Here is a 25,596-nt window from a genome sequence, read left to right on the forward strand (position 1 = left end):
CAGAACTCTTGTGGAACTATTGATGGATTCTTACGAGGGCTGTTCGGCAATTTTGTATTGCTCGGCAACTTGCTTGGCACGGGCCAGCATCTGCTCGCGTAGCGTTTGTGGGGTCACAACCTCAACGGCCGTTCCCAACCCCAACAGTTGCCGACAGGCACCCTCCAGTGAGTCGAAGGTGAGCGAGAGTGTGGCGTGGCCGCTGGTGTCTGTGGGGGCTGTTTGCAGGGCCTGAACAATGCCCTCCCCAAAAACGAGGGCGAGCAGCGGCCCGCTGGTGGGCGGCACGCGCAACCGCACTTCGAGACGATTTTGCTCTGCCTCAAATTGATCACGCCATCTTTGCCAAAAAGTGACCAAATCAAACGATTCTGGCCTTTGGAAGCTGGTGCCTGTTAGCGTTGCATCCATAATGCGCGAAACGCGGTAAACCTGCACTTTGCCACTGTGCAAACCACCGACCACATACCAAATGCTGGCTTTAGCCACCAGCCCATACGGATCGATCAGCCGCTTCACCCATTGGCCATCCCCCCGCCGATAGTTCAGCCGCAGTCGCCTATTTTGCCAAACGGCCGTTTGCACCAGCGGCAAAAAAGGCGCATTCTCATCCGGCTGGAACCAGGCAGCAGGGTCAAGATGGAGCCGCTCTTGTACAAAAGCGGCATCTTGCTGAAAGGGAGCTGGTAGCGAGGCCATTAGCTTGAGCATGGCCGCTTCTGATGCTTTATCTGCCCCCAAATCGGCCAACAGCCCCGGTACTGTGAACATGAACAGTGCCTGCACCTCTTTTTCATTCAGCCCAGTCAGGTTGGTGCGGTAGCTTTCCATCAGCATACAGCCCCCATTGGGGCCACGCTCAGCATAGACAGGTACACCGGCACTGCTCAACGCATCCAAATCCCGGTAAATGGTGCGAGGCGAGACTTCCAGCCTTTTGGCTAGAGCGTCGGCGGTCATACGGCCGTTTGTTTGCAACAACATCAGTAAAGAAATCAGGCGATCTGCGCGCATGAGGAAAGTTTCTTGCATCTTTTAGAGGCTGTCAAGCATTAGAAATCATTAAACAGCCCTTAACAAACTTCTATCCCCTTCTTAACCCCTGTTGATTCCAACTTAACCCCCTGTTGATACGCTTAAAAATTTGAGTAAGAGGAAAAAAGATGCACATTTTAGTGACAAATGATGATGGCGTTACCGCTCCCGGATTGCTTGCACTGGCGACTCCAATAGAGGGTGATGAGGGCATTGGTGTCGAACGCGAAATTAATTTTGACTTGCAGGTGGTTCGTTGAATCCACTATCTCCTATTTGCAGAACCGTATTAAAAAACACTTGGCTTATCAATGATTGTGGACAACGACGATCTCTGCCATACTTTGTTACTTCCCAACCTTCTGCCTTAGCTCTTTCAGAGTATCTTTGAATTGAACCAACTACTGTGTTTGCTGCGTGATTTTTGGTTACATTTTTTCGCACGTAAAATGCAGCTGCATCTTTTGCTGCTCTCCAAATCATGCTATAGGTTTGTGACACAGAAAAATTGACCAACACATTTTTGAAAACTAAAATCGTCTTCTCTCCTGGCGAAAATGAAAATCCGTGATCATCCAAACAAACATTTAGATATTCAAGGCATTCCTCAAGAGCAATTTTTTTCCAAAGGGGATTCCATTCCTCATGCCAGTGTTCCGGCCAGTCCATTGTGCTAAATATGGACTCCAGATTTATTATCAATTCTTTTGGACTCTCTGATGTTGGATCTGTTGGCAGTGCCCACATCACATGACCTATATAAAATTGAGGGATGCTAATACCATCAAAAATAAAAGCGTCTGGGTGTGAATGAGGATGAACGAAAATAAGATTCTCCCGAAACAATTGTTTAATGATTTCGTTGTTATATTCTTGAGTAGGCGAAAGTTGTTGCGAGATAGATGAAAATGGCCTAACAGAATCTAAGTCTTCCGATGCTCCTAGTCTGACTAACGATAGAAGGTAGACCGCATTTTCAAGTGACATTGAATGAATATCAAGCGTCCGATTTTGTTTTTCAATAGAAAATTTCTCACGAATCAGAAAGCGCTTCTGTTCCTCAAGAGCTTTTTGGTCTTCAATTTTCCGTTGTCTTTCGGCTCTTTCGCAATTTGAGCATATCCATGTGGCACTATTAGAATATCTCTGTTGATATTGAAATTCGCTCCGATTCGAGAATATATGTGGCTCATTGCAATTGGCGCACACTATTTTTGCCGATTTGGCATTGCAATGCTGAGCGACAAACTTTGATGTCTGATTAGATTTCAGCCCAAACGTTTTCGCAATGCTAGCTACTGATTGCTTAAATTTGAGATTTTCATCCATCTCCCAGTAATCTTTGCAGATATTGATGATTTCGTCATCGTCAGTTAAAAATTCAAGTTGGATCAAAGGCATAATTCAGGCTTCTGGAACTTCTTTTTCCATCCAATCAAAATTGGACAAAACACTTATGGACACAAGATGAAAGTCCGAGGATACAGAACGTCTTGCCGTATAATATCCCCAATTTCGACATAATCGAGACAATATCAGTATAAAAAATTTGAGATCGTTTTTCAATTTAATCTGTTGAGAATGATACAAAGTTTTTCTGGCAGAATTGACAAATAAGGCGACGGCCGTTCACCTCCTCACCAGCGTTTGCAGAACGCCATCATCCCTTCACCACATCAAAGAAGTTCTGCTTGCTTAATGTACTCTTCCGGCTTGATGGAGATGGCTTGGCTGGCGCTGTCGGAGCCCATGCTGATGCCGTAGATGGTTTGGGCCGCCTGCACCGTGCCTCGGTTGTGGGTGATGACAATGAACTGTGTGCCCAGCGCCAGCTCGCGCAACTGGTCACGGAAGCGGTTGATGTTGGCTTCATCCAGGGCCGCATCCACCTCATCCATGATGCAAAATGGGGTGGGTGAAACTTTGAGCAGGGAGAAGATAAGGGCAGCGGCCGTTAGCGACCGCTCACCGCCGGAAAGTAAGCCTAACCCCTGCTCACGTCGGTTAGGCAGTCTGGCTACAATGTCTACGCCGCTCACGGTCAGGTCGTCGGGGTCGGTGAGAACAAGGCGGCCTGCGCCACCACCGAAAAGCTGGGTAAACGTTTCGCCAAAGACGTTATTTACTTTGTCCACCGTTTCGGCAAAGGCGCGACTGGTCAGGTCGTCTAGCTCCTCGATAACGCTCCGCAATTTGTCTTCCGTTTGGGTTAAATCTTCAATTTGCTGCGTCATGAAGTCGAAGCGATCTTGCGTTTCCTGGTACTCTTCCGGCGCGTCGGGGTTGATGGCCCCCATGCGCTGCATCTGTCCGCGATAGGTTTGGATTGTTTCTTCGATGTCATCCGGCAGTTCGGCGATTTTGGGCAGCGCCTGCACGCCGCTGATGGGCAGCGGGGTAGGGCCGGTTTGGTCGTCGTCGTAATGCAGGGCAACGATGCCTAAGTCGGCTTTGATGCGTTCTTGCAGCCCTTCGATTTCGCTTTTTTGCTGGCTGTAGGCAATTTTGGCCTGGGTGTAGATGGTTTCATGATCGTGGGCTTCTTTTTGGGAAACGGCCGTTCCCTCCTCCACATCCCCCAGCTCATTCTGCAATTCAGTCAGACGGCTTTTCATGGGGGCAAGCTGGGCATCCAATTCACTCATCTTATCTTGTAGCTGGATGCGGTTTTGCTCATGCTTGTTTTGGGCGATTTCCGCCTGCTGCTGTTGCAGCGACGCCTGCTGCTGCTGTAGGCGGGTAAGCTGCTGCTCAAACTGGTTGAGCGTAGCCCGGCGGCTGTCTACCACGGCACGACGGCCGTCTACAATCGTCTGTTCTGCCCCAATATTTTGCCGCAGGCTCTCCCGCTGCTGCTGCGCCTCGGCCACGGGCAGGCTCTCTAGCTGGGTTTGGGCGTGGCTCACGGCCGATTCCAGCCGTACCAGTTCGGCCTCGTCGCTTTCGGCGTGGGTGGCTAGCGTTTCTATGCGGGTTTGCAGCCGCGCCGTGGCTTCGGCCTGCGCTTTTTGCTGCCGCTCGATGAACGCCTGCTGCTGTTTCTGCCGGTCCAAATCCCGCTGTGCCTGGCTAACGCGCTGGCTCGCTTCATTCATGTGTTGGATGCGCCGTTGCTCTTCGCTGTTTAACATATCAACCGCGTCCTGCTTGGCTTGGATGATGGTTTGCTGTTCGGCAACGGCCGTTTCCACAACCGCCACTTCATCTTTCTGCTCCGCCAGCTTTTGCTGCGCCTCGCGCCACGCCTCTTCACGAGCCAGCGGGCTATCCTGCGCCGACTGGCCGACTAGCTCGACGAGTCCGCCCGCATGAGCCATCGTGCCATCGGGGGCAACGGCAACGCAGCCGGGGGGTAGATTTTTGGCGATAGCAACGGCCGTTTTCGCCCCATCCACCAGCAGCACCCGGCCCAGCAAAAGCTGCACCAGCGGCGCAAACTGCTTATCGTACTGCACCACTGAATCGGCCCAGCCGATGGCCCCACTCTCATTTATTTTTGGCGGTGCGGTGGGCTGCAAGCTGTCTGCCACGGCAACAGCCAGGGCGGCGTCTGGGTTGCGCGTGGCCAAAAGCTGCCACAGGGTAGCTTCGTCTGGCAGCAGAAGCGTGCCTAGCCGGGTTTGCAGGGCAGCTTCGATGGCTTGCTGGTGCTGCGCGGGGATGGTGAGGATACTGGCCAGGTTGCCCAAAATGGTGATGTTGTTGGGAACGACCGTTTCCTGGCGGCGCATCTGGTTCAACATTTCAGTTCGGGCTTCTAGGCGAGCCAACTCTTTTTGCTGGCGGCTGAGATGCTGCTCCTGCTCACGCAAATCGCGGCGCAATGTTTTGAGTTCCTGAATCAATTCCTGGCGTTGGGCTTGTAAATCGCGGCGTCGCTGGCGTTGTTCGTCGGCTTTTTGCTGGGCGGTGGCGAGAACGGCCGTTAGCGTTTCCACTTCGGCCAGTAATTTCACGCTTTCCTCGTCGTCACCGCTAGGTTGATTAGCACTTTGTTCCTGAAGCTGTTCACGTAGTTGCTCAAGCTGCCCCTGTCGCTGCGCCAGCTTGTTTTGCGTATGGCGCTGCGTCTGAATAGCGCTTTGCAATTCGGATTGCCATTTGTTAATTGTCGCCTGCTGCGTTTGGAAGTTGGCGTTGAATTGCTGTAGCTGTTCTTGTGCCTGATTGAGCTTGGTTTGAGCGGCGGCAAGTTCCTCAGCCGCGGCGGCTAGCTCATTGGCCGCGGCTTCGCGCTGCTGGCTAATGGGTGGCAACTCGGCTTCCACTTCTGCCAGACGACGCTGCACCGATTCCCGCCGTTCCTGCATGATGGCCACCTGCCGCCGGGCAGCTTCTAGCTGGTCGCGCAAATCGTCCCGCGCATTTTGCGCCTCGCTGATTTTTTGCTGCAAGCGGTGAATCTGGCGGCGCAGGTCGTCGGCGTTTTCTTGCTGAACACGCATTTTGTGGCGGCTGGCTTGCCATGTTTTTTCGGAGGAAACGGCCGTTTCTCGTACGCGTCGAATCTCTTTTTTGGCCTCCTCCCAGCGGAACCCGTACGAAATCCGTAGTAAATTTTGCAAATCGGCCGAAATTTGCTCGTAATTCTGGGCGCGGGTGGCTTGGCGCCGTAGCGAGTTGAGCCGCGGGCGAATCTCAGCCAAAATGTCGTGGACGCGCTGAAGATTGCGCTGCGTTTCCTGCAGGCGACGCAGCGTTTCGGCACGGCGGGATTTATAGCGGTTGATGCCCGCCGCCTCTTCAAACAAGGCTCGCCGCTCTTCTGCTCGCAAGGAAAGCGCCTGGTCTACCAGACCTTGCCCAATAATTGTGTAAGTGCGCTCGGCCAAGCCACTGGTGGCCAACAGGTCGGTGATGTCTTTCAGGCGCACCTTTTGGCCGTTGAGGATATACTCATTTTCGCCAGAACGGTGGGCACGACGGCCGATTTCCACTTCACTATAATCAATGGGTAGCCAGCCATCGCTGTTGTCTAGCGTGAGGATGGCTTGGGCCATGCCTGCGCGGGGGCGGCTTTGGCTGCCGGCAAAAATCATATCTACCGTACGTTTGCCGCGCAGCGTGCTGTAACTTTGCTCACCCAGCACCCAGCGCACAGCGTCGGCAATGTTGCTTTTACCGCTGCCGTTTGGCCCAACAATAGTGGTAATGCCTTCATCAAAGACAAATTCTGTTTTGCTGGCAAATGTTTTGTATCCTTGCAGGACAAGTTTTTTGAGTCGCATAAATAAGGAATCTATATAAATTAACCTAAGTTGCTACCTTAACAGTCAAAAATGGTGAAGTCCATGAAAGCCAAGTAAAGTGGGTTTGAACCACCAAACCATTTTTACGAGGACAATCATGGACGAACAAATTGTAGCGATTTACACGCTGGTTAACGACCTTTTGCTTGGTTTAGGTCATCATGAAAACAGTCAATGCCGCATGAACGATTCCGAGGTCATCACCACAGCAATCGTGGCTGCTCTGTTTTTTAGCGGCAATTATGAACTTGCCCGTGCCTTCTTGCATCAAGGCGGCTACATACCAACCATGTTGAGCAAAAGTCGGTATTCACGTCGTCTGCATCGAGTGAGCCATTACATCGTGACCTTTATCGAGATGTTGGGCGCCCACTGGAAAGGGGTCAGTAGCGATTCGATTTACGTGATCGATACCTTTCCTATTGTGGTGTGTGACAATTGGCGCATTCGCCGCTGTCGTCTCTATCGAGAAGAGAAGTATCGCGGCAAGATTGCGAGCAAACGCCGCTACTTCTATGGACTCAAACTACATTTGATGGTCACCAGTCAGGGTCAACCAGTTGAGTTCTTCCTAACACCGGGTTCTGAAAGCGATGTGACTCACCTGCGCTCCTTTCAGTTTGACCTACCGACGGGTTCAGAAATCTATGCGGACAAAATCTACAATGATTACACCATGGAAGACTTAATCAATGAGACAAGACAGGTGAAACTATGTCCTGTACGCAAGAAAAACAGCAAACGGCCGTATCCACCGTGGCGCACTTATTGGATAAAACTGCATCGCAAGATTGTGGAGACGACAGGGTCATCCATTGCACGCAGGATGCCGAGGAGCATTCATGCAGTCACAGCCGCAGGCTTTGAGCTGAAAATCGCATTATTTGTTCTGGCTGAGAGTGTCAGCCATATTTTTAAGGTAGCAACTTGAGTTAAATTAACCGTAATTTTTACCGCGAGGGCGGCGCGCAGTATAGTGACATCTGGTAAACTAGGCAAGTTACAGGTGAACGGCCGTTACCCAGCTTACAATTGCAAACAATGTTACAATGTGCTTGCCAATGTAGTTTCGTTTTCGGTCAACACATCTTCTATAATAGCAAGTGGGAAAAGCCACTTTTGTAAATTTTATTCATCAACAGAACTTGCACTGAAAAAGTTTGAATAAGTTCTGGATCAATTGGGTTTTTTGTGTCGATTCGTCAGGAAATTGAGCAAGCCATTGTTACCTTAGAAGCGCAACGTGCCGCTTTAAGTGAAGATGTGGCCAATGTGGCCATCACAACATTGCGCTCTAAGTTAGCGGCGTTGGTGGAGCCGCTGCCAACTCCCCGGCAGGCCGAGGGTGCCGTTCTCATTGCCGATATGTCTGGCTTTACTACCATGTCTGAGTTGATGGATGCCGAAGAGGTGCGAGACATGATCAACGCCGTCTGGCAAAAGCTGGACAGCGTTATTGATTCTTGGGGCGGGCGCGTGGACAAGCATGTAGGGGATGCCGTCATTGCCTTTTTTGGCTTGCCAATCCCCCGCGAAGATGATCGGGAGCGGGCAGTGCAGGCGGCTCTGGACATGCAGATGGAACTGGCGCTGTTCAATGATGGTCCGCTGCGGCAAATGGCCAGTTCGCTGCCGCAAAATCAGGCATTGCGAATGCGAATCGGCATTCATTATGGCTCTGTGCTACTCGGCTCGCTAGACAGCAGTGGCGAGTACACCATTTTGGGAGATACCGTGACGGTGGCACACCAGTTGGAGCAACAGGCACCTGTTGGCGGGGTGCTGGTTTCGCCACAGGTGTATGAATCTATTCATCCATTTTTTGATGCAGAAACACAAATGGGGTTAACGCTGAATGGCCAGCATGAGAGTGGTCAGGCGTATGTTATTGTGCGAGAGAAGCCGCTGGCGTTTCGGCGTGGGGCGAGCGGCACCAGCTTTTTAGAAACCCGCATGGTGGGCCGCTCTGAGGAGGTTGGCCGGCTGCAGGATGTGCTGCAAGGGGCGATTGAGTCTGGTGAGGCCCAGGTGGTGACGGTTGTGGGTAAGGCGGGCCTGGGCAAAACGCGGTTGCTGTTTGAGTTTGAGCGTTTATTGCGATTGTGGCCAGACCAGGTAGAAATTTACAAGGGGGGCACAGAGCGGAGCGTACAGCAACGGCCGTATAGCCTCATTCGTGATCTGTTTGTGAATCATTTTGAAATTCACCGCCGCAATAGCCCAGCCGTGGCCCGTGAAAAGCTGGTGCGAGGCTTGTTGGCGCAGCTAAAACCCAATGGTGAAGAAACCCGCTCGTTGACTCAGGCGCATTACATCGGCCAACTGCTGGGGTTTGATTTTTCAGACAGCCCGCTGTTGGCGGATAGTGTGACAGACCCGCGGCTGCTGCGTGAATATGCGTTTGAGGATTTGGTGACTTATTTTACGGCCGTTTGCCAACAAAATGATGCCGTTGTGCTGTTTTTGGAGGATATTCATTGGGCGGATGAATGGTCTTTTGATTTGTTGGAGTATCTCATTGCTGAATGCCACCAGTTGCCTTTGCTGATTATTTGTTTGGCACGACCAGAACTGCTGGAGAAACGGCCGTCCTGGCGGATAGCAGAAAATCATAACCAGCAAACGTACCATCACATTGATTTGCAGCCGTTGTCATTTATTGATAGTCGTCATCTGCTTTCAGAATTGCTTCAGCATGTAGACCAGATGCCGTTGCGTCTGACGGATATGATTGTGAATGGCGCTGGTGGCAATCCACACCATTTGGCGGAACTGGTCAAAATGTTGATTCAGGCGGATGTTATTGACGCATCTGGCAGCCGCTGGTATGTACGCATGGCCAAGCTGGCTGATTTGCCGCCGATCCTGTCACTGCCCCGGCTGATTGGTAACCAGCTAGAGAATATGTCTAAACCGGTGCGGATGGTGGTGCAACGTGCGGCCGTGATGGGGCCATTCTTTTGGGATATGGTGCTGCTTCAGCTCAGCGCTGAAGATGAGATGCCGTTGAATTGGGAAGGTTTAACGGCCGTTTTGGGAAACCTGGTTGATTTAGGTTGGATTTACCGACGCAAAAATTCTGCATTTTCTGGCACTCAGGAGTACGCTTTTGGCAATGATGAGCTGCGAACGGCCGCTTATGATTCATTAACCGAGCAGGAACGACAGTCGGCTCATGCACGAGTGGCAGCCTGGTTTGTAACCCATGACAATAGCGAGGCAATGCAGCTAGCTGGCATGGTAGCGTATCATTTGGAGCAGGCAGAAAAATTTGGTCAGGGAGCGGTTTGGTACGGCCGTGCTGCCAAACAGGCGCGAATAGACAATGCTCCGGAAACGGCCGTACTTTATTATTGCCAGGCGCTTAATTTGTTGCCGGTTTCAGCAGAAACGGCCGTAGAACGAGTATCTTATAACGAAGGATTAGGCGAGATGCTGCGCTGGCTGGCCCAATTTGAAGATGCCACCGACGCCTACCTGGCGATGACCACCGCTGCTGAATCTATCCAGGATAAGCGAGCTGTGGTGCGGGCCCATCTTGGCCTCTTTTTGTGCTATTTTTTGCAAGATGATCTGACGCAAGCACTCAATGCCGCCCAGCACGCAGACCGGGTTGCGACAGCGGCTAAGCTGACAGATTTACAGTTGATTACCCAAGTGGCGATAGGATGGGTGCTGGTTTTGGTTGGGGATCAGCATATGGCCGTTCAGATTGGCAAAACGTTGTACAATAATCTTAAGGGAGAAGCCGCCACGCTTCCCAGAGCCTACATGCAGGCACTTTTGGGGCATATTGCCCGCGAGTCTGGCCATTTTGAGCGGGCGTTGAACACGACTGAAACGGCTCGCCAACGCTTCCGAGAGAAGGATGACCGCATTTGGGAGGCGTTGATGCTGGCACAGCTAGGGCACATTACCCGTGACCAACGTGATTGGGAAACGGCCGTTAACAATTATAAAACTTGCCTGCATTATGCCCGCGATTTGGGGGATGTGTACGGAACCGTGTTGGCATTGCGCCATCTGGGAATGATTGCCATGCACCAGGGGCAGTACGATACCAGCGAGGGATATTTGCAGCAGGCGCTCATCCAGGCAGACAAAAGCAATAATGAATTGCTTCGGATGCAAGTTTCCTGCTGCTTGGGGCAGCTGCATTTGCTGCAAGCGGTTGCCAATCCACAGTCGGCAATGGATTTGGCGGAAAAAGAGACTCATTTGCAGCTAGCGTACAACTGGTGGGAACAAACATTGCGCCGCGCACGCATGTTAGAACGGCCGTTGAGCATGAGCACGGCTGTGGCTGGCTTGGCGCAACTATTTTTGGAAGATCATTTGTTGGACGAGGCGTTGGGCCAGGCGCAAACGGCCGTAGAAATGGCACTATCGGCACGAGAACAGCAAAATGGTCGGGAAGCAAGACGGGTAACGGCCGTAGCCTGGCGGGTGTTGGGCATGGTTTTGGCCAAAGAACCAACCAAAAATCGCCAAACCACAGTTCAACAGCACACCGTCAGTGCCGCCGACTGTTTCCGCCGCAGCCATCAACTCTTGACCGAGATGGGCTCGGCCACTGCCGATGAACTGTTGCTCACCCTAAACTATTGGGCCAAATTTGAGCGGCTGCGGGATGACAATGGCCAGGCACACGCCCTAGCCGAAGAAGCGATGCAAATCGCCCAGCAATATCAATTAACAGACGTATTTGTACACTAAATTGAGCTGTACTGATGACCGAGCAGGAACAATTACAACAAGCAATTAACTCTCTTGATGAGAAACGTGCCCTGTTGGGCGATGCTGTTGTAGAGACCACTATTTTAGCCCTGCAAGAAAAGCTCACTGAACTAGACGCGGCCTCTCAAAATCACCTCGACAGTAAAACTGCCCAACGCAAACAAGTAAGCATTTTATTTGCCACCATCACCGGCATTGCCGATGTGGCCGATGCCTTGCCAGATACCAACATGTTGGACATCATGAATGGCCTCTGGCGACGCTTGGATCAAGCCATTACTTTCCAGGATGGCACTATTGATAAGCATATGGGGGAAGCGGTGATGGGGTTGTTTGGCGTGCCGATTGCCCGTGAAGATGATGCTGAGCAAGCAATTCGGGCAGCACTGCAAATGCGTGCCGCTCTCAGCGACTTCATTTTGGAGCAGTCAAGTGGCGAGAAGCCGGCTACGGATGAGGAAATTGCCCATTTTCGGGATTTGCAAATTCGCATAGGCATTAACACAGGGCCAGTGATGCTGGGGCAAGTGGGCAGCGGCGAAGAGTTTACCGTGATTGGCGATGCGGTAAATGTGGCCAGTCGCCTGGAGAAATCGGCACCGCCCGGCGGCATTCTCATCTCTCACGACACCTACATGCTGGTTCATGATCGTTTCAATGTAGAGCCACTGGGATTGGTCACGATTCGCGGCCGTTCGGAACCGATTCAGGTTTACTTGGTGCTGGGTCTAAAGCCCCGCCTGTTTTACGCTTCTGGGCGCGGGGTTGAGGGTGTGGAGACCCGTATGGTGGGGCGGGATGCAGAGCTGACGCAGCTAAAAGAGACGTTACAAAATGCCGTTGAGAAGCGCGTAGGGCAAGCGCTTCTCATTACAGGAGACGCTGGTGTGGGGAAGTCGCGTCTGGTTCATGAGTTTAGCAATTGGGTGCGGGCGTTGCCGTATGATGTACCGGTGTTTAAGGGGCGTACTTACCAGCAAATTAGCCAGCTACCGTATGGCCTCATCCGGGATATGCTAGCGACTTATTTTGAGATTCAGGACAATGATCCCCCACCTGTAGCAGAAGAGAAGCTGGTACAGGGGATGGGCCAGTTCATGGGACAAGAAAGTGAAGAGCTTCGCACTCGTGCCAACATTATTGGTCAACTCATCGGGCTAGATTTGTCCATTAAGGTGCAATCTTTGGGGCAAACGGGGGAAACGCCACAGCTACGCCAACTGGCCTATGAATATTTAGCCCAGCTTTTTGAGGTGATTGCAGCGCATAATTCGGCCGTTTTGCTCTTTCTGGAAGATTTGCATTGGGCAGATGAGGCGTCGCTGGACCTAATACGGTATTTGGCCGATAGTTGCCTAAAGGTGCCGCTGTTGATGATTGGGGTGTCACGGCCGTTTGATGGTCAGGGTAGTTTGGGGCGGGAACGGCCGTTGCTGGGCACCCACATCCATCTCGACTCGCTCTCTCCAGAGGAAAGTCATCAACTCGTGTTGGAAATCTTGCAAAAGCTGCCCGAAATTCCAGCGGCGCTGTCTGACTTATTGCTGGAAAGAGCCGAGGGCAATCCATTTTATGTTGAAGAACTCATCAAGGTTCTTATTGAAGATGGCGTGATTATTGCTGGTCGGGAGCAGTGGCAACTGCGCCGTAACCAGCTTACCGAGGTGCGCGTACCGCTCAATATTACTTCTGTTTTGCAAGGCCGTCTGGATCGCCTGACGCACATGGAGCGGGTGACTTTGCAGCGGGCGGCAGTGGTGGGGCGTGTGTTTTGGGATACGGCCGTATCCCAAATGAACGCCGCCGCTGAAGACCCACTCGATGCTGCACAAACGCGCACGGCCCTGCAAGCCCTCGAAAAGCGCGAAATGATTTTCAAGCGGCAATCATCCGGGTTTGCTGGCACCCAGGCTTACCTGTTTAAACATGCCATCTTGCATCAGGTCACTTACGAATCTGTACTGCTGCGCGCGCGCCCCAAATACCACAAACAGGTGGCCGACTGGCTGGCAGGGCAAAGCGGCGAACGTATTTCTGAGTATGCTGGCACCATTGCCGAGCATTATGAGCTGGCAGAAGAAAAATCACTCGCGGCCGAACTGTATGAAATGGCAGCCCAGCGCGCGCAAGACATTTATAATTTGAGTTTAGCCACCAACTTTTACTGCCGTTCCCTGTCTTTGCTTACAGAAATGTCCCATTACGCTTTGTGGCAGCTTCGCTTGCAGGATGATTTGGGACAACTGCTGCTGAAGCAAGCTCGGCTGGTGGAAGCCGCCCAAACGTACATGACCATGCGCTTCACGGCCGAAGAAGATGGTGATTTACTGCTCCAGGCGCGTGCCTGGAATGGGTTGGCAGAAATTCAAAAATACCAGTCAGATTTTGTTTCTATGCTAGAAAGTGCCCTTCAGGCAGAGCGTGTGGCCTGGTTGGTAAATGCAGAACCCGCTTGGGTGGAGGCACTATTGCATAAAAGTGAAGCGTTGCTCCACCAGGGGGACGTGGAAATGGCGATTGTGGCAACCCAAAAGGCATTAGAAACCAGCCAGCAGCTCGATGAGCCAGAACTGCTCACCGGCTGTTTGCAGCAAGCATGTGAGGAGCATATAAAAATCGGACGGTATGGCCCTGTTGAACAATATTTGGCTCAATTGAAAGGTCAATCTGCATTGTTGGAGCGGCTAGACAATCAACCGGCTTTGGCGTTGGCAAACCGCGCACTTGGCGAGGTGAATAATCGGCTGGGTCGGTTCGACAAAGCAGTACATTGGCTATTGGCTTCTATGAAGATTTACCGTGAGCTAGAAGACCCGTTGGCTATTGGGCAGATTTTGAATTTGTTAGGGGAAACGTCTCGGTTACGGGGGCAAGCTAGCCAGGCAATTCCGTTTTATCGCAAGGCGTTGACTATTGCCAATGGCTTGGGCAACCAGCTAGAAATTATGAAGGTGCGGATCAATTTGGCGGCTGCGCTGATTGATTTGGAGAGTTTTGATGCGGCTGAGCGTGCCGTACGCGGCGTCGTGCGTTTTTTAGAAGATTTTGGCAAGATGGCCGGCTGGTACGAAAGTTCGCGGGTCTATGTTTACCAGGCGCTGGCGCATTTAGGTAAGGGCAGACAGGGAGATGCGCTTCGGTTTGCGAACCGGGCGCACCGCAAGGCGGCCATGCAGGAAAGCGACGCCGGGTTAGGTTTTGCCTGGTATGGGCTAGCACAGGTTTTGGCAAAAGGGGGTGGGGAGCTACGGCCGTACCAAATCGAAAACAATACCTACACCGCCTCCGACTGCTTTGCCGAAAGTCTACGCCTCTTCTCCACAATTAACGGGGGTGGGGTTGCCTCCACACGCGACCAGGTGCGGACGCTGTGGGCCTGGTCAGCGCATGAAGCCCACAGCGGCAACAACAGCCAGAGCGAACGCTTGCGCCAGCGCGCCCAAGAACTGGCTGAGGCACAAGGCATTCAACTTCCAAATTAATCAGCACTACCAAACGCGACACAAGAATCCTTTCAGGTAAGCAGATTCAGGAAACGTGAGCAAAACCGGGTGGTCTGGTCCCTGGGTGAGCGTCTGGATGACTTGTACCTGCCGTCTGGCATCAACGGCCGCACCAAACAATACTTTTTGGAATAGCTCGGTGCTGATGAGGCCAGAGCAGGAGAAGGTGGCCAGCAGGCCGCCAGGAGGCAGCAGTCGCAGCGCCAGCCAGTTCAAATCTTTGTAGCCACGACAGGCACGTTCGATGTCCCGTTGGCTGTGGGCAAATTTGGGCGGGTCTAGCACGATCATGTCGAAGGTTTGGTCTGTATCGCGGTAGTGTCGTAGGATGTCGAAGGCGTCGCCTGCCAAGTATTCGTCTTGCGGCCGTTTCCAGCCATTTCTTCCCACGTTTTGTTCAGCCAAAACCAGCGCGTCGTAGGAACTGTCTACGTGGGTTACCTGGGCGGCCCCGTTGGCAATGGCGTACAGGCCAAAGCCGCCGGTGTAGGCGAAAACGTTGAGCATGGTTTTGTTAGCAACGTGATGGGGATGGGTTACGGCCGTTCGATTCTCTCGTTGATCCAAATAAAAACCACTCTTATGCCCGTGCAGCAAATTGACGCCAAACTGAATGCCATTTTCCTGAATGACGAGCGTTTCTGGTGGACTTTCCCCAGAGGCAACCCGGCTAATCTTGGGCAGACCTTCTTTGGCGCGCACGTCCGCATCAGACCGCTCCATGATGCCTTTGGGCTGCCATATTTCGTTCAGCGCGGCCAAAATTATCTCTTTGTGGGCTTCAACGCCTGCGGTGAGCGACTGTATCACTAGAAAATCGTCATATTTGTCTACGATGAGGCCGGGTAAACCGTCGGCTTCAGCATTGACGAGGCGGTAGGCGGTAGTGGCAGGTTCTAGCTTGAGCCGTTGGCGATGGCGATTGGCTTGTTGCAAACGGCCGTGCCAAAAATCCTCATCAATTTGCTCATCCACATCCCAGCTAAGCAAGCGCACCCGAATTTGAGAGTGGGGGTTGAAGTAGCCGGTGGCCAGGAAACGGCCGTTGCTAGCCAAAACCTGCACCAAATCTCCCGGCTGTGGTTCCCCGTCCACCCGGCCAATTGCCCCAGAAAACAGCCACGGATGCCGGTTCAGCACCGATTTTTCCCGCTTGGGTTTTAGGATAAGCTGGGCGGTGATAGGACTCATAGAGATTGGCGACTAGAGATTAGAGATTGGAAAAGCTAAAATCTTCAGTCTCCAATCTCCAGTCTCTTAAACTTGGCGGTGGTGGCTCTCGCTGTGGGGGGCTTCCGTGAGCAGTTCCAGCGCGTGGGGCAGGATGGGCAACAGCACCTCCATGTTTTCTCGCACGGCTTTGGGGTTGCCCGGCATGTTGATGATGAGCGTTTGGCCGCGAATGCCTGCGACTGCGCGTGAGAGCATGGCGTGGCGCGTAATTTTTAAGCTTTCAGCTCGCAACGCTTCGGCAATGCCTGGCGTTTCCCGCTCGATAACCGTTTTGGTAGCCTCCGGCGTTACGTCACGCGGAGAAAAACCCGTGCCGCCGCTGGTCAGAATGAGGCTCACTCCGGCATCACACCAGGCAATGAGCGTGTTGGTAATGGTCTCCATTTCATCTGGTACGATTGCTCGTTGGCTCACCTGCCAGGGCGTTCGGTTTTGCACAATGTCTGCCAGGATGGGCCCACTGCGATCTTCATAGTCGCCCCGTGCGCCTCGATCTGAAACGGTGAGAATGCCAATTTGCATAGCTTATTGCGCCTTTTCAATGAGCGAGAGCCAATTTTCGTTGAGACCACTGTCTGTGACGCCGTAGAAATAATGGATTGTTTCGCCGTCGCGCATGGCCAAATCATACCAAACGTTGTCGTTCTTTTTGCGAACATTCAGCACGGCGACGTTGCCCTGCCACGGAATGTCTGCTGCTTTGGGTGCGCCATTTTCTTCAACTTTGGCGATGGCATAATGCCATAGCTTACGTGCCGACGAGCGAGTAACGTTCTTGATCAGATTGCCATTACGTAAATCACGTACGGTGTGATAGTAAGTCCCTTTGCGCTTTTCGCTCTTCACGATTTCCACACCGGTTCGCGGCGTTTCAACAACGGCCGTCGGTGTGCCGCTGCTCTGGGGTGGGAGTTGCCCAATAGGTGGCAGCGGGGGCAGTGTGGCTTCGGCCTGTGCTGCTTCCTGGTTGGTGTTAACCAGGCGCACAATTTCGTCGCGCACAGCCAGGCTTGTTTCGGTGTCGTCCCGAATGTAGAAGAGGTTGTCGTCAATAGCGTATGGCTTGTCTTGCCCTGGCAGCACGGTAATCCGTACAATTTGCTTGCCCTGCGAGGGCAAATTATCTATGTGAACATTTGGTTCTGGCGTAAGCTTGTTGCTAACGGCCGTTTGCAGGCGGTCAATGGCCCCGTTGTGGTCACGCACACCCACTGGTTGTTCTTTGGGATTGGCGGAGACGCCGATGTAGATAGTGCCGCCGTTGCCGTTGGACATCGCGCAAACGTCGCGCAGCACCCTGTTTTGGTGCCCACCACGCTGGGCCATGGAGGCATGGAAGGATTGAACGATGGATTCTCCTTCTTCGCGAGCTAGCTGTACAAAGTCTATGGGATTGGCCGGGCCGCGATACGGCCGTGTCAAAGAGAGATCGTTCCCCTTCAACACCTCGGCTAACGCCTCAAATGAGACCTCCCGCAGCAAAATTTCAGTTACCCGATCACCAATGCCCAACGATTTGGAATTGGCTGATTCACGCATGAGCCGGTGGGCATCGGAGCCTTGAATGCAGCGCATGGCGCGGGGATATTCTGGCTTGGAGCCATCAAAAAAGCGGCGGGTGGTGTAACGTCCACGCTTTTCCAAATCGGTGACTTCCAGTACGTGCAGGTTGGGATCTTGCGTGTAGGCAATGCGTGTTTGTCCACCAAAGTCTAGCCCACGCATGGCCACGCCATTGCTAGAGTTGGCATGAGCGGCAATCACAATGCCGCCTGCCTCGTTGATGACGCGGTAAGCAGTAAGCACATCGGCCGTTGCGCCCACGGTGGCGCTGCCTTGGCTCAACGAATCTAGCGGCACGCGCAAAGTTAGCAGCAAATGTTCCAAAAAGCTAATAGGGGAATCCTGGGGAAAGATACCCAAAATATGAAAGCCAAAGGTGGCGGTAAATTCAAAACCGGGCAAGACCAGGATTTTTTCCAGCAGACGACGGTATTCGTCGAGCCGCCGCTGTTCTTCTAGGTCGAGCCGCCCCAACTCTTCTAGCCAGAGCAGCCGTTCTACCTCTTTTCGCATGGCGGCAAAGCCTGCCACGGTGTTGTGGTCGGTGAAGGCGATGATGTCTAGCCCCCGAATTTCTGCCTGGCGCAAAATGTCCAGGTAGCTGACGTTGCTTTCTTGGTAGTCACTGGAGCCGGGGGTGTGCAGGTGTAAATCCATGCGCCGCCACTGGCGCTTGTTAGATGATCCAGCCGATTTGCCGCGTGATTTACGGCGGCGGGAGCGATTATTACTCATTATCCTCTCCTTTTGCCAAAATGTCGGCAATGACTTCAGAGAGGGTGTTAGGGGGATAGGGCTTGAGCAGAAATAGATTGGCACCTGCCTCTATTGATTCGTTTTCACGACGATAGTCGCCTGAGGAAACGATGACGGCCGTATCCATCGCCGCATTTGTTTCTCCTGCCCGTATCGCCCGGAGTAAATCCAGGCCGCTTTTACCGCGTGCCAGGTGGCAATCAATCACAAATGCTTTGGTTTCTGGTGAAGCGGCCGTTTCTGCCTGTACTTGGTCTTCGCATGCTTCCACGCTGAAACCGTCGAGTTCCAGCAACATTTTTATTAAACTTGAGTTGGTATTGTCGTCATCTACGACGATTATTTTTGTCATGATTTTCTTAGTCCGTACAAAGCGCTGCCTGTAACACCTCATCCATTGTACTGGCTAAAATAAAGGTCAACGCTTTTTTAATTTCTGATGGTAGTTCGGCCAAATCTGGCTCGTTTTGCTGGGGCAATATAACTTGTTGCAGGCCAGCACGGTGGGCGGCCAGCACTTTTTCCTTGAGCCCACCAACAGGCATGATTTGGCCGCGCAGAGTAATTTCGCCTGTCATGCCAGTGTTTTCACAGACAGGACGCTCTGTAAGCAGTGAAGCCAGCGCCGTGGCGATGGTAATGCCGGCCGAGGGGCCATCTTTGGGGATGGCTCCGGCGGGAATGTGTATGTGAATGTCGTGTTTGTCAAAAAAGGTGGGGGCGACGCCAAGCTGTGCTGCCTGTGAGCGCACATAGGTGAGGGCGGCCTGGGCAGACTCTTGCATGACGTCTCCCAGTTGCCCTGTGATGGTAAGCCCTTTTTGCCCCGGCATTTTGGCCGCCTCAATAAAGAGGATATGCCCGCCAGTGCTTGTCCAGGCCAGACCGGTGGCAACGCCAGGGGTGCGGGTGCGGTGCATGGTGTCTGGCTGGTATCGGGCTGTGCCCAGCAAGCTGGTTAGCTGCGTCACGCTGATTTGGCGTGAATGTGTGGTGTCTAGATTGGACTGTTGGGCAACGGCCGTTGCCACTTTGCGGCATACGCGCCCAATTTGTCGTTCTAGCTCACGCACGCCTGCTTCGCGGGTGTAGTCACGGATAATTTGCTGGAGAACGGCCGTATCCAACTGGATTTCTTCTGGCAGCAAACCGTTCTCGTGAATTTGCCGAGGCAGCAAATAATTCTCAGCAATGGCAACCTTTTCACTTTCTGTGTAACCGGCTAGCCGGATCACTTCCATGCGGTCTTGCAGGGGGCCAGGAATGGCATCTAGCGTGTTGGCAGTGGTGATAAACATCACTTCAGAAAGATCGAACGGCACATCCAAATAGTGGTCTCGGAAGGTACGATTTTGCTCTGGGTCTAGCACCTCTAGCAGCGCAGATGCCGGATCACCCCGAAAATCTGCTCCTAGCTTGTCAATCTCGTCTAAAATGATGACGGGATTTTTGCTTTGGCAGCGGCGTAGCATTTGCATGATGCGGCCTGGCAATGCGCCAATGTAGGTGCGGCGATGTCCTCGAATTTCTGCCTCGTCGCGCATACCGCCCAGAGAGATGCGGGCAAATTTGCGCCCCATGGCGCGCGCTATTGAGCGCCCAAGCGAGGTTTTACCTACGCCGGGTGGCCCCACAAAACAAAGAATGGCTCCCAAACGGTCGGGTCTGTAGCTGGAAACGGCCGTATCTACCGAACGCCCTTTACGTAACCGCCGCACCGCCAAAAATTCCACAATGCGCTCTTTTACCTCATCAAGTCCATGATGATCGTCATCTAGCACGGTCTTTGCGTGTGCCAGGTCCAAATTATCAGTCGTTGCCAAATTCCAGGGCAGGTTAACTAACCATTCCAAATATGTGCGAACCACGCCATACTCAGCCGCTGCAACGGGCAGCTTGGTCAGCCGATTTAGCTCCCGCTCGGCTTCTTCACGGGCTTCCACGGGCATGGCAGCTGCCTCAATCTTGGTGCGGAACGCGTTGGCTTCCCCTACTCGTTCATCCGCTTCGCCTAGCTCACGTTGTATGGCCTTGAGCTGCTCACGCAGAAAATATTCCCGCTGGGCCTGCTCTATCTGCCCAAAGGCTTCTGAGCGAATGCGCTGACCCACCTCCATAATTTCTGTCTCTTTGCCGATGTGGCGTACGAGCCATTCCATCTTTTCGGTCACTGTATTGAATTCCAAAAAGCGTTGGGCGTCATTGAGATTAAGTTGCAAATAGGTGGCAATGGTGTAAACAAGCTGCAGTGGATTGTCATGATTGAGGCTGGAGGCGAGCAGGTCGCCCTGAATGTTAGGCACAAATTCTGCCAGACGCATGAACATATCTACCAAATTACGGGCGATGGCTTCTGTTTGGGCAGTGACGCTGATTTCTTCTGGCAATGATTCAATTTCTGCAACCAAAAATGGGTCGGTTGCTACAAACGTTTTAACGCGGAACCGATTTAGCCCGTTGATTAACATGCGGATGGTGCCGTCTTGTCGGCGCAATTGGCGGTGTACAGTTGCAACCGTTCCGATGCGGTAAATTTCCCCTGGCCCGGGCATGGTGCGTTCCTGGTCATGGCTGGCGCAGAGGCCAATGAGACCATTTTGTGGGGCGGTGCTTTCTATCAGGCGGATTGAGCGGGGTTGGCCTATGTTGAGGGGAACGGCCGTTTGTGGGTAAACCACCAAGCCACGCAGCGGCAAGATAGGCAACGTTTTGGGGAAATCGGCCTGGTTCAGGACACGGCCGTTCACCGCGTTGCGCTCTTTATCCACCAGCATCATATTGTCCTGGTGAATTTCTTGATCTAGCCTGCTAGAATGTTTCATGCGTTACCGGGAGTGGGTTTACTTACTTATAAAAGCTCTATTTGCCATCTCCTAAAGAGGCAATGCCCCGAATGACGCCGATGACAGCAATGCCGGTACTGAGCATATCTCGCGTCGAGATTTCTGGTGGGCCACCTCGGTTGCTTTCGGCGGATCGAGCCAGCAAATAGGCAGTGCCGGCACCAAGCAGCGCGCCGCCAATGGCTCCAACAATCAGTAGATTTGTTTTCCAGTTTGGGTTTGAGTTTTCTTGATTCATAAAGAGTTTTACTCCGCTTAGGTAGTGTGAGAAGCAAACGCTAGCTATTCGTTTAGAGAACGGTTCATTAACCGAGCCAGACGCGTGTTGATGTATGTCATTGTCTCATTGAACCGAATGACAGGATATGCCAATTTGGGTATTTGTTGATCAATCTGCTGGTAAATGCCGCTGAGTCGTTGGTCTAATTTCCATAGGAGCAGTCGGAGACGGCCGTACCTGTTTTGCAAGGAAGGTTCGCCGTCTTCTTTTTTGGATTGGCGCCAATAGATTGCACCGCCAATAATCCCTGCCAGCAGGAGGCCGAAAACAAGCAGCACGGGAAGCATGAACAGGATCAGAATGATGTCTGCCACGCCAGACAAAAACAAGCGGGTATCTTCATATGGGGGCCAAATAGCAACGATAAGCAGGTAAATGAGCAATCCTAGCGCTGCCACTGCGAGTACCCCGAGCGGCACATAGATTGCCAGCTGGTTGAATCGTTTTAGCGCTTCGGCTCGTTGCAGTTGAACGGCTGTTGGTTCAAACGTGTCTACAGACGCAGGCGACGACCAGCTACCCGGCGGGCCAACTTCAGAATAAGATTGCGACTCGTTAGAAAGTGAATTCATTTTTCTCGTTTAGTAAGGGGCAGGAAATTCAACTTTTGCCGACGCATAGTCCAAAATCAAAACAGTACACTAATTATTAAACAATATTTGCATTGTAACACATCACAATATTTTTGATATGGTCGAATGGATCTCAGCTAATGAACATCTGGCTACCCTGGCCTGTTCACTTTTTGCAGTAACATTACTCACGGTGTACAGCTACTCTCCTCTACAGGTAAGGGGGCATCGCTGGCTGGGTCATAACATTGGCAGAATTTGGTGTTTTGGTTACGGCCGTTTCCCTCCCACAAAAAGTAACGAATAGACGTTTGGCTACAGTTCTCAACACGGCGGGCATCCCGTACCCACTCAAGCCCAATACCGTTCGATGCCTCCTCTTGGACCATAAAAAAGCGTATATTCCTGCGCGGATCATCCCCAAACTGCAGCTCTCCCCGCGTTGCCAAAAAAAAGGCAAACGTAGGGAAAGCCATGATCATCAGCCACACAGCAATTAAAAGCACATAGCCCAGCCGCTTCACCCAGCGTTTCATCTTTAATTTAATTACGCAGGTGTGGCTTCACTTGCCAAAATCGCCTTCACATACAGCTCAGTGGTGTACTCTTTAATCATGCGGCGCGTACCAAACATTGGCGCGTTAGAGCGAATACTCTCGCGCATAATTTCTACCCAACCACGCGGAATACCGTCCCGGTCTCGGTCATAATACAGAGGCACAATTTCATCCTCAAGCAACTGATAAATAGAATTAGCATCATACTCATCCTGGGCATCGTGGTTATCAAACTCACGTTCATCCCCAATGGCCCAGCCATTGGCCCCGTTATATCCTTCAACCCACCAGCCGTCCAAAATGCTCAAGTTCGGAATGCCGTTTACGGCCGCTTTCATACCGCTGGTACCGCTAGCCTCACGCGGGCGGCGAGGATTATTCAACCACACATCAACCCCCTGGGTTAAATAACGCCCCATGTGCATATTGTAATCTTCAATAAACGCAATACGGCCGCCTAGCTGATTGTGCTTGGCTAAATTATAAATATGCTGGATAAGCGATTTGCCTGGTTCGTCTGCTGGGTGTGCCTTACCAGCGAATACAATCTGCACGGGGCGGTGAATATCTAACAAGATACGTTGCAGACGCTCCAGGTCACGGAAGATGAGGGTTGCTCGCTTGTAAGTGGCAAAACGACGGGCAAAACCAATGGTTAGCGCTTCAGGGTCTAGCAGTGTGCCACTGGTTAAAACCTGTGTGGGATCATTACTGCCATTTACCCAACGGCTGCGAACACGCTCGCGGAAGTAGCCCATTAGCTTGCGCTTTAATGCCAAATGAACAAGCCAAAGCTCCTTATCTGGCACTTCTGCTAAACGCTGCCAAATCTTTGAGTTGTCATGCTCTTTAAGCCAGCCAGGGCCTAAATGTTTGTCAAACACATTGTGCATCTCTCCAGCAATCCAGGTTGGTACATGAACACCATTGGTAATAGAGGTGATGGGAACATCGTTGGCAGAGTGGCTCGACCATACTTCTTGCCACATGTTGCGGGAGACTTCACCGTGCAGCTTGCTAACGCCATTGGATTGACCCGAAAGTCGGAGAGCTAATACGGTCATATTAAAGGCCATGCCCCACTCTTCTTCATGGCCCCCAAGCCCCAGAAAATGTTCGCGGGAAATGCCCAACTCATCCCAGTAACCATTAAAATATTGTTCCACCAGGTGGAACCCAAAGGCATCGTGGCCAGCCGGCACGGGGGTATGCGTGGTAAAGACCGACTGTTTGCTGATAATTCTGGAAGCTTCTTCAAAACTTTTGCCCTGCGTCACCAACTCGCGGATACATTCTAGAATGAGAAAGGCGGAGTGGCCTTCATTCATGTGCCAAACGGAGGGGTTGATTCCTAAGACTCGCAAGGCACGCACGCCGCCAATGCCCAGCATAATTTCCTGGCGAATGCGCGTTTCGGAATCACCTGAATAGAGTCTAGCTGAGAGTTCTCGATCCCACGGCTCATTTTCGTCCACATCTGTGTCTAACAAGAACAGTGGATTACGACCAACGCGAACATGCCAAATTCTGGCATGAACAGTTCGCCCTGCCAGGTTGACGGAGATGCGTATTTCGTGTCCATTTTCGTCTAGCACAGGGCGGATGGGGGCCTGGTTCATGTCTAGCTGCTGGTAAACTGCTTCTTGCCAGCCGTGGGATGGCAATCTTTGGCGGAAGTAACCTTGAGGGTACATAAACCCTACGCCGACAAAAGGTAAACCCAGATCGCTGGCTTCTTTGGCATGATCCCCCGATAAAATACCGAGGCCACCGGAGTAAATGGGCAGCGAGCTGTGAAGCCCGAACTCAAATGAGAAGTACGCAATCGTTTTGTCGCCCAAATCAGGATACGTTTCATGAAACCATGTGCCTGTATTTTTCATGGTTTCATCGAAGAGCATCATCACTTTGTTATATTGTCTTACAAAAGTTGAGTCTTGGGCGGCTTCTTGGAGTTTGGCGGGGCTAATTTCTTGGAGCATTTGGACAGGGTTGTGCAATGTTTTGCGCCAGAGGGGGTAATCGAGTCGGCGAAAGAGGCCGCGTGCTTCTGGTGTCCAACTCCACCAAAGATTGTAGGCTAGTTCTATAATACGGCCGATTTTTTCTGGTACTTTGTCATTTAAGTGCATTTGTTTTTCCTTTTATCTTTTATGTAGAAGCTGAAAGGATTTGGATTTTTAAGATAGTGTCAGATAGAAATTTCTGTCACATATCAGCATTGGTTGACGCATCAACTAGTTGTTGAGGATTATAACACGCAAGAGGGATTTTGGCGTAATGATTTGCACGCTTTTTAGCTTTGTTGTTCTTGCTGAATAAAGACGCCGGATTGTGGCAACGGCCGTTTGGCGCGTTCGATGGCCAAGTGGGCAATTTCTTTTACCAGCCATTGGAATTGCTCATCATTCATTAGGGTAAGATCAATATCTGGCGAGGGGTAGGTTCCATTGATCACGTAAGCGATGTCATCTTTAATGACAAATTCTACCATGTTAATGTCGTACTGGTACGCTTGGGTGATTCGAATGGCATCGGTGGCAAGTTGCTGACCAAGTTTGCTTTCGCTGTCTAGGCTGGTTTGTTGGTAACGGCCGTGTGTGATGGAGTAGTTTAACGAGAGCACCTTCTCCTGCCCAATCACAAAGCTATGCACATGTTGATCGGATTCTATGATTTGTTGCAATATCTTGGTGCGGATGCCGCTTTCATCATACTGTTGAATGAGCTCATCAACGTTGTGAACCCGCGCCACCCCCCGTCGTCCTCTAGCTAGGTTGTCTTTGAAGATCGCTGGGACGCCCACATAATCAATAATGGCTTGCCAATCCATCGGATATTCCAGGTTGCGGAATGTGCTGGGGGTTACGTCTCGTTCAACTTGCTTGTTGGGCAACACCACCGTGCGTGGGCTTTGTAAGCCTAGTTTGTTTACCAAAACTGTGCCAGAAAATTTGCTATCAGCAGATAGGGTGTAGGGATTATTGATGATGTAGGTGCCTTGCAATGAGGCATATTTTAGAAAGGCACGGTAGTAAGGAATTTCATGGGAGATGCGGTCAATAATGACGTCATAGTCACAGGCTTCGTCCATGAATGTGCCGCCGAGCTTTACCAGCTCGGCAGTTGCGCTCTCATCACTTTCATTGACTGCTGTCATAAAAGCCTCAGGCCATTCCCACTCTTGCCCGATGATGAGACCTATTTTTTTTGCCTGATTACTCATGTATTTTCTCCCAGGTGGTTGCGCCTATTTTTATAGGGAAAA

Annotated in this window: 16 protein-coding genes; 3 read left to right on the forward strand and 13 right to left on the reverse strand. The window is 51.9% G+C overall.

Annotation, left to right across the window (positions count from 1 at the left end):
- Nucleotides 1–30: 30 nt before the first annotated feature.
- The 3 genes from ACOQPM_RS03490 to smc all read right to left on the reverse strand — a co-directional run bounded on the left by ACOQPM_RS03490 (nucleotide 31) and on the right by smc (nucleotide 6,263).
- Nucleotides 31–1,014 (reverse strand): helix-turn-helix transcriptional regulator, encoded by a 984-nt coding sequence (locus tag ACOQPM_RS03490; RefSeq protein ID WP_420627839.1) that lies wholly within the window; start codon nucleotides 1,012–1,014, stop codon nucleotides 31–33.
- Nucleotides 1,015–1,266: 252 nt separating this feature from the next.
- Nucleotides 1,267–2,436 carry a hypothetical protein gene (locus tag ACOQPM_RS03495; RefSeq protein ID WP_420627840.1) on the reverse strand — a complete coding sequence of 390 codons (1,170 nt, stop codon included), beginning with the start codon at nucleotides 2,434–2,436 and terminating at the stop codon, nucleotides 1,267–1,269.
- 275 nt (nucleotides 2,437–2,711) lie between these two features.
- On the reverse strand, nucleotides 2,712–6,263 hold the full coding sequence (gene smc, locus ACOQPM_RS03500; protein WP_420627841.1) for a chromosome segregation protein SMC: 3,552 nt from the start codon (nucleotides 6,261–6,263) through the stop codon (nucleotides 2,712–2,714).
- 118 nt (nucleotides 6,264–6,381) lie between these two features.
- Between smc and ACOQPM_RS03505 the strand changes: the two genes are divergently transcribed.
- The 3 genes from ACOQPM_RS03505 (at nucleotide 6,382) to ACOQPM_RS03515 (ending at nucleotide 14,503) form a co-directional block, all read left to right on the forward strand.
- Nucleotides 6,382–7,215 carry an IS982 family transposase gene (locus ACOQPM_RS03505; RefSeq protein WP_420627395.1) on the forward strand — a complete coding sequence of 278 codons (834 nt, stop codon included), beginning with the start codon at nucleotides 6,382–6,384 and terminating at the stop codon, nucleotides 7,213–7,215.
- Between the two features lie 260 nt (nucleotides 7,216–7,475).
- Nucleotides 7,476–11,000, forward strand: a complete 3,525-nt coding sequence (locus ACOQPM_RS03510) for an ATP-binding protein (protein ID WP_420627842.1) — start codon at nucleotides 7,476–7,478, stop codon at nucleotides 10,998–11,000.
- Between the two features lie 14 nt (nucleotides 11,001–11,014).
- The gene (locus ACOQPM_RS03515; protein WP_420627843.1) at nucleotides 11,015–14,503 is read left to right on the forward strand and encodes an ATP-binding protein; all 3,489 of its coding nucleotides are present in this window, start codon (nucleotides 11,015–11,017) and stop codon (nucleotides 14,501–14,503) included.
- Nucleotides 14,504–14,509: 6 nt separating this feature from the next.
- Here ACOQPM_RS03515 and ACOQPM_RS03520 read toward each other — a convergent pair whose 3' ends face one another.
- The 10 genes from ACOQPM_RS03520 to ACOQPM_RS03565 all read right to left on the reverse strand — a co-directional run bounded on the left by ACOQPM_RS03520 (nucleotide 14,510) and on the right by ACOQPM_RS03565 (nucleotide 25,554).
- Complete coding sequence (locus ACOQPM_RS03520) at nucleotides 14,510–15,715, reverse strand: class I SAM-dependent rRNA methyltransferase (RefSeq protein WP_420627844.1); 1,206 nt, start codon at nucleotides 15,713–15,715, stop codon at nucleotides 14,510–14,512.
- A gap of 66 nt (nucleotides 15,716–15,781) precedes the next feature.
- A complete protein-coding gene (gene mog / locus ACOQPM_RS03525) occupies nucleotides 15,782–16,279 on the reverse strand; it encodes a molybdopterin adenylyltransferase (protein WP_420627845.1) in 498 nt (165 codons plus the stop codon).
- 3 nt (nucleotides 16,280–16,282) lie between these two features.
- Nucleotides 16,283–18,055, reverse strand: a complete 1,773-nt coding sequence (locus ACOQPM_RS03530) for an RNA-binding domain-containing protein (RefSeq protein WP_420627846.1) — start codon at nucleotides 18,053–18,055, stop codon at nucleotides 16,283–16,285.
- The gene (locus tag ACOQPM_RS03535) at nucleotides 18,048–18,428 is read right to left on the reverse strand and encodes a response regulator (protein WP_420627847.1); all 381 of its coding nucleotides are present in this window, start codon (nucleotides 18,426–18,428) and stop codon (nucleotides 18,048–18,050) included. The genes ACOQPM_RS03530 and ACOQPM_RS03535 overlap by 8 nt, the downstream gene beginning before the upstream one ends.
- A 7-nt stretch (nucleotides 18,429–18,435) precedes the next feature.
- The gene (lon, locus tag ACOQPM_RS03540) at nucleotides 18,436–20,898 is read right to left on the reverse strand and encodes an endopeptidase La (protein ID WP_420627848.1); all 2,463 of its coding nucleotides are present in this window, start codon (nucleotides 20,896–20,898) and stop codon (nucleotides 18,436–18,438) included.
- A 37-nt stretch (nucleotides 20,899–20,935) separates the two neighbouring features.
- A complete protein-coding gene (locus ACOQPM_RS03545; protein ID WP_420627849.1) occupies nucleotides 20,936–21,157 on the reverse strand; it encodes a hypothetical protein in 222 nt (73 codons plus the stop codon).
- Nucleotides 21,158–21,201: 44 nt separating this feature from the next.
- Nucleotides 21,202–21,771, reverse strand: a complete 570-nt coding sequence (locus ACOQPM_RS03550; protein ID WP_420627850.1) for a hypothetical protein — start codon at nucleotides 21,769–21,771, stop codon at nucleotides 21,202–21,204.
- A gap of 188 nt (nucleotides 21,772–21,959) precedes the next feature.
- On the reverse strand, nucleotides 21,960–22,307 hold the full coding sequence (locus ACOQPM_RS03555) for a hypothetical protein (RefSeq protein WP_420627851.1): 348 nt from the start codon (nucleotides 22,305–22,307) through the stop codon (nucleotides 21,960–21,962).
- A gap of 11 nt (nucleotides 22,308–22,318) precedes the next feature.
- Entirely contained in the window at nucleotides 22,319–24,460 is a 2,142-nt protein-coding gene (glgP, locus tag ACOQPM_RS03560) for an alpha-glucan family phosphorylase (protein WP_420627852.1), read from the reverse strand.
- Nucleotides 24,461–24,624: 164 nt separating this feature from the next.
- Nucleotides 24,625–25,554: an ATP-grasp domain-containing protein gene (locus ACOQPM_RS03565; RefSeq protein WP_420627853.1), complete on the reverse strand. Its 930-nt coding sequence runs from the start codon at nucleotides 25,552–25,554 to the stop codon at nucleotides 24,625–24,627.
- Nucleotides 25,555–25,596 lie beyond the last annotated feature (42 nt).

It is taken from the genome of Candidatus Leptofilum sp. (assembly GCF_965223525.1).
Classification (GTDB): Bacteria; Chloroflexota; Anaerolineae; order Promineifilales; family Promineifilaceae; genus Leptofilum.